The following is a 4,693-nucleotide window of genomic DNA, read 5'->3' on the forward strand; positions in this document are numbered from 1 at the left end:
ATTGCATATGGAGGAAATCAGTAAAGCTGTTCTTGAAGGTCCGCATGCCGTGGTGGTCATGGATGGGGCGCTATGGCACCAACCAAGTTTGGATCAAGACAATGTGACCATGCTTAAATTGCCTCCCTACTCACCTGAACTTAACCCTGCTGAACAGGTGTGGTAGTACCTTAAACAGCATTGGTTATCTAATCGCTGTTTTGAGAGTTATGATGCGATTGTCGATGCGGCATGTGACGCTTGGAATGCATTGTGTAATGAGACTAACTTAATTAGGTCTATCACTCAGCGGGAGTGGTGCGATTTGAGTGTTATTTTTTAGAATTGGTATAATCCTTGAAAAAGCAGTCCCTCAGAAAACAGCCACAAAAAAAGCCAGATATTGCTATCTGGCTTCTTTTTTTTAATTTAGCTAATTATCTTGGCTAAATTATTTTTTCTTCCACGTTTGGCTACGTGAGAATGGACCTAAGTGGCCTTTTAGTTTTAAATCGCTACCTTTTAACTCTGCAGTTAAACGATACGTTTTGTTGTTTTCTGGGTCAGTGATTTGACCACCGCTATATTTACCACCACCGTCAGCTTTTAGACCTGACATTACAGTACGGCCTACAAACTTTTTGCCTTCAGGACGGTTGGTAGAAATAATTTTACCGGTTAACACACCGCCAGATTCTGTGATTTTAACAAGCGCTTTTGGTTCGCCATTGTCATAAGTTTGCCAAGTGGTATTGGCTAATGGATCAGCAGCCATAGCTACTGTGGCAAGACCTAAAGCTGAAAGTGCTAATACTGATTGATTTAAAAGTTTCATACTACGATTCCTTTCGAAAAAATATTCAAAGTTAGTTTTTGCAGTAACCTAATTGACTTGGAGTTCAAATATGGAAAACCACTACTTACTATTATTGCTTCGTGATTGAGATATCTTAGACACTGAATTTAATTCGGTCAAGACGTTTTTTATTAAACTACCCTGAGAGGTATAGTTAATTATAACCATTAATGATTAAAAAAAAAGTTTTAAATCAATTAATTATTACCCTTCTATTTTTTAACGGTTATAGTTATGAAAAAGGATTGTCTACTTCCTTACTGAATGAGTCTTGGTTATCTAATAAGCCTTGTTTATTAGAATCTTGTGTAAAATTACCTGCTTGCTTAGCAGACTGCAACTCGGCAACAATGAGATTAAATAGCTGTTGTAGTTTTAATGCTTCGCTCAGCCCCTGCTCATTTTTAGTAATCTCAATATCACCATAAGCAATGACTCTATCAGTTTGGTTCTCAAAGACCAGCTCACCGATTTGTAGACTCTGATGATCATTCTCATAAGGTTTGAAAGCAAATGGTGCAGCATTCAACGTTTCTTGTTCTGCACTATTTTCAGTAGATTGCGTCATAGCGACTCACTCCTTTGGCCTATTCAACCTATTTAGATGGGGTATCAATGCTTACTTTTATCATGAATTAGCTGGTTATCAAAGCATTAATTCGCCTTGCCAATCTCTATTAACCCACCCACAGGATTAAGGTCAGGCTTTTATTTTTTCAAAAAATTATCGACAAACCAGCGTAAAATCTCAATTAATATCAAATACCACAGCGGCTCATCCTCAGCCGGCTTTGTTTGTTTTTCTCTATCAGTAATATCTCCTACCTTGACCGGCAACGGCATAGCTGTCGACTTTGCTTTAGCTTCGATACTAGGAAAAACATCAATATTAGAGCGTAGGGCTAGCTCATCAACACTAATTATCTCAATCCGCTGTGTCTCGTCATTGGGCGCATAGTAGACACCAGCCTGGCCTGTGGCAGGGATATAGATCGCTTTAAAAATATGGGTCGGTATTAATACGCGGTTGTTTAATTGGGTTAGCTTTTTGCCACTAAACACCACTCCAGTAATGACATAGGCTTCCCCATGCTTTTTGGTTAAATAACGGGTGACCGACTCAATATTTCTCCATAGATAACGGTTGTTTTCTGGACTCTGAGGAATAATATTGGCGAGACTAAAGCTGTCATATTGTTGATTGATATTGGCCATGTCGCCATTAGGAGCTAAGTGCCCTCGATCATAGCCTGAGCCTTTGTAATCAGAAAGCTGAGCCCGCATGGCACTTGGCAACCGACTTTCACTATGGAAGCTGTCCTCACGTGGCAAGTCTTCAGCTTGATACAGGCGCTCACGGGTTAAATGCTCTGCTGACCATAATGGCGTTCTCGACAATCCTGAATATAAAGTGGCAAATCCATTAAAGCATAAAGGGACGCTTTTATTCAGTATTTGTTGATCTAAGTAATCTGGCGCCTGAGCTTGATAGAAGTTCTGACCACAGTCTTTAAAGTCTGTCGCCCAAGCTGATATTGAAAATATCAAGCTCACAATTATTATCAACTTTGTGATAACTTGTCCAGACAGTCGATAGAGACAGATTCCTGTTAGCTCTAGTTTCAAGACAGCTGTATTAACCTTCTTACTTTCTGGCCGATTTTTTATCTGTATTTGGCCTGTTTTGTTTCCCACTTTTATCGCCTCTAGTTAACCCCGCCGAATGCTACTATTTTATGGTAACCGCTGTCTTTTGGTTACTGTTTACCCAAAGGTAGGCTATGCTAGCAACCGAGGTAAACCCTGTAAAGTTTTTAACCACATTAAGCGTCAGTATATGACGTCAAAAAAAGTTATTTGTTATAAGTTTCGAATTAAACCCATCAAAGATGACAATTGCTTTGGGTTTAGGTATACTATGGGGCTTCAAAACGGTGAAGTGGCTGAGTGGTCGAAAGCGCACGCCTGGAAAGTGTGTATACGTTAATAGCGTATCGAGGGTTCGAATCCCTCCTTCACCGCCATTATTTTTATCTCTCCTGTCTTATCTCTTTTGTGTTTATCTCCGCTCTTTAAATCCTTTTGTCACCGTATCTCCCTCATATAATGGCAAAATAGTTTCTAACCATATTCAATGCCTAGGTTTGACCGCCCTTTAACTTTGTTACGTCAAAGTTAGACGCTATAGTCACGCTCTTTTACCTACAATTTATTTCCTTAATGCTTGCAACCTGTTTACTATATCTATACTGTTATTACTCTTACATTTAGCAATATAAAAAGGATTTTTGTATGCCAGTTAGCAAGGCAGTTGCCACTTTACAACACGCTTTCACTCCCAAAAAATTGAATCATGCTGGTTATCTGGCCGTCGCTAAAACTCGCGCCAAAGCCTTGCATGCCTTTGCCTTAGTGGTTCCCATTCCTAGACCTCAGCTATTCATTGGTGATCAGTCCTGCTTTGAGCTGTGCGATATGATGATCAACGAAGGGGCGACTAAGATTTTAATCGTCACCGACTCCGTTCTAAATCAGCTAGGAATTCCTGACAAAATCACCGACTACCTACAACAAAAGGGAATCGGTTTTCATCTATACGATGGCATTACCCCAGATCCCACTTTTAGTGTGGTTGAGGCCGGCATCAAGCACTCAGTAGATAATAACTGCGACGCCATCTTAGCGTTAGGTGGGGGGTCGGTTATTGACGCGGCAAAAATTATTGCCATGAGTCAGGCCAGCAAGCGGAAACCGCAAAAACTAATGGGACTACTGAAAGCCGGTAAAATGATGCCGCTTTACTGTATCCCTACCACAGCAGGGACGGGTTCTGAGGCCACGCTAGGAGCGGTGGTTTCTGACGACAAGACACATCAAAAATCTCTATCTATTGACCCAAGAATGGTGCCGCGAGCGGCTGCCATTGATCCGGTCATCATGAAAGGTATGCCACCACATATTACTGCTGATACCGGTATTGATGTGCTAACCCACGCTTTAGAAGCCTGGATGAGCGTTAATGCCAGTAGTGAAACTGACTATTACGCGGCTTCTGCTACCCGCACCGTATTTCAGTATTTACCCGTGGCCTATAAAGACGGTGAAAATTTAAAAGCCCGAGAAGAGATGGGTATTGCTGCCCATTACGGCGGTATTTCTTTTAATAAAGCCGGTTTAGGCTATGTGCACGCTATTGCTCACCAGTTAGGTGCCTTTTATAGCATTCCTCACGGTCGCGCTAACGCCATCGTTCTACCCCACATCCTAGATGCCAACCGGGATGTTTGTGAGCACAGACTGGCTACTTTGGCTAAAAAAGCTGGGGTGGTAGATACCGCTCAATCTAAAGCGGATGACGGTAAATTGGCAGATTATTTAATTGCTCAAGTCAGAGCTTTAATTGAAGAAACCAATATTGATCGTAGCGTAAAAGGCATCAATGAAGCTGACTTCATAAAGATTGCCAAAGCAGCAGCCGTAGAAGTAAGGGACACTTATTCAGTGCCAAGATACTTCACCCAAGCTGAGATTGTTAAAATCTTACATGACATCAAAGATATCAGTGATTCGTTAAGTAAATAACAGCCTTAATAAATAGGTTTCAAAGCCCATTAATAGCAATAGCCCCTTACCTAGATGGCATAGGTATCTACACAATTTATCATTGAGCATAAATTTGATAAAATAGCGTAGTATGGCATAGATAAAATGGAGCTAGATACGAGGCTCATCAAACGATATCAACAACTCGTACACAATCACACTCACCCAAACGGTTATCTACATGCTGGTATGAAAGCAACTATGGATACTAAAAGCAGTTTTGCTCAGACCCAAGCGTTATGGCGATTTGTGCAT

5 protein-coding genes and 1 tRNA gene are annotated in these 4,693 nt (G+C 41.0%); 3 read left to right on the forward strand and 3 right to left on the reverse strand.

Annotated elements, in window-relative coordinates:
• Positions 1-7 precede the first annotated feature (7 nt).
• Positions 8-166 (forward strand): transposase, encoded by a 159-nt coding sequence (locus A1019T_RS10965; protein ID WP_425271962.1) that lies wholly within the window; start codon positions 8-10, stop codon positions 164-166.
• 264 nt (positions 167-430) lie between these two features.
• Here A1019T_RS10965 and A1019T_RS10970 read toward each other — a convergent pair whose 3' ends face one another.
• The 3 genes from A1019T_RS10970 to A1019T_RS10980 all read right to left on the reverse strand — a co-directional run bounded on the left by A1019T_RS10970 (position 431) and on the right by A1019T_RS10980 (position 2,389).
• Positions 431-814 carry a DUF2147 domain-containing protein gene (locus A1019T_RS10970; protein WP_028859708.1) on the reverse strand — a complete coding sequence of 128 codons (384 nt, stop codon included), beginning with the start codon at positions 812-814 and terminating at the stop codon, positions 431-433.
• Positions 815-1,067: 253 nt separating this feature from the next.
• Positions 1,068-1,403 carry a hypothetical protein gene (locus A1019T_RS10975; protein WP_077451667.1) on the reverse strand — a complete coding sequence of 112 codons (336 nt, stop codon included), beginning with the start codon at positions 1,401-1,403 and terminating at the stop codon, positions 1,068-1,070.
• A 140-nt stretch (positions 1,404-1,543) separates the two neighbouring features.
• Positions 1,544-2,389: a DNA/RNA non-specific endonuclease gene (locus tag A1019T_RS10980; RefSeq protein ID WP_244156646.1), complete on the reverse strand. Its 846-nt coding sequence runs from the start codon at positions 2,387-2,389 to the stop codon at positions 1,544-1,546.
• A 379-nt stretch (positions 2,390-2,768) separates the two neighbouring features.
• On the opposite strand from A1019T_RS10980, the gene A1019T_RS10985 reads away from it, so the two are divergent.
• Positions 2,769-2,859, forward strand: a tRNA-Ser gene (locus tag A1019T_RS10985).
• A gap of 268 nt (positions 2,860-3,127) precedes the next feature.
• The gene (locus A1019T_RS10990; RefSeq protein ID WP_077451668.1) at positions 3,128-4,417 is read left to right on the forward strand and encodes an iron-containing alcohol dehydrogenase; all 1,290 of its coding nucleotides are present in this window, start codon (positions 3,128-3,130) and stop codon (positions 4,415-4,417) included.
• The last annotated feature ends 276 nt before the right edge of the window (positions 4,418-4,693 follow it).

Source organism: Psychrobacter piechaudii, from assembly GCF_900162825.1.
Classification (GTDB): Bacteria; Pseudomonadota; Gammaproteobacteria; order Pseudomonadales; family Moraxellaceae; genus Psychrobacter; species Psychrobacter piechaudii.

Excerpts from the sequence above, each read along its gene's own strand:
- A1019T_RS10965 (WP_425271962.1), top strand. The coding sequence starts at position 8 with ATGGAGGAAATCAGTAAAGCTGTTCTTGAAGGTCCGCATGCCGTGGTG.
- A1019T_RS10970 (WP_028859708.1), bottom strand. The coding sequence starts at position 814 with ATGAAACTTTTAAATCAATCAGTATTAGCACTTTCAGCTTTAGGTCTT.
- A1019T_RS10975 (WP_077451667.1), bottom strand. The coding sequence starts at position 1,403 with ATGACGCAATCTACTGAAAATAGTGCAGAACAAGAAACGTTGAATGCT.
- A1019T_RS10990 (WP_077451668.1), top strand. The coding sequence starts at position 3,128 with ATGCCAGTTAGCAAGGCAGTTGCCACTTTACAACACGCTTTCACTCCC.